The following is a 648-nucleotide window of genomic DNA, read 5'->3' as shown; positions in this document are numbered from 1 at the left end:
ACCTACGTCGCCGACCTGTCGGCCTTCCTGCCGTCGTCGCCAAGTGCCGAGCAGCGCGTGCTGCTGGAGCAGCTGCGCCACGGCGTGACCGCGCGCGTGATGCTGGTCGGCGTGCGCGGCGGCGATGCGGCCCTGCGCGGCGAGGCCTCGCGCGGCCTCGCGACCGCGTTGCGCGCGAGCGGCGAATTCGACAGCATCAGCAATGGCGACAACCTCGGCGCGCCGAAGGCCGTCGGCGAGCTGCTGATGGCCCACCGCTACCTGCTGAGCCCGGCGGTCGATGCGCAGCGCTTCAGCGTCGACGGGCTGCGCGACGGCATCGCCGACACCACCTCGATGCTCGGCACGCCGGCCGGTGCGTGGATCAAGCCGCTGCTGTGGCGCGACCCGACCGGCGAGATGGCGCGGCTGGCCGAGACGCTGCTGCCGTCGGGCGGGCCGCGCGTCGAGGCCGGCGTGTGGGTGTCGCGCAGCCAGCCGCGCGCGCTGCTGGTGGCGATCACGCGCGCCGGTGGCTCCGACCTCGACGGCCAGGCCCGGGCGATCGATGCGCTGCGGAACGCTTTCGAACCCTGGGCCGCGCGCGGGCTGTCGCTCGACCTGTCCGGCGCCGGCGTGCTGGGCGTGCAGTCGCGCACGCTGATCAAG

General features: G+C 74.8%; 1 pseudogene. It reads left to right on the top strand.

The window, feature by feature from the left end:
- Window positions 1-648: pseudogene (locus AC1D01_RS37635) on the top strand (MMPL family transporter); the annotation flags it as partial.

This window comes from Rhizobacter sp. P3_B12, from assembly GCF_056402895.1.
Note: the sequence above shows the minus strand (reverse complement) of the source record. Positions and strands in the feature narration are given on the sequence as shown.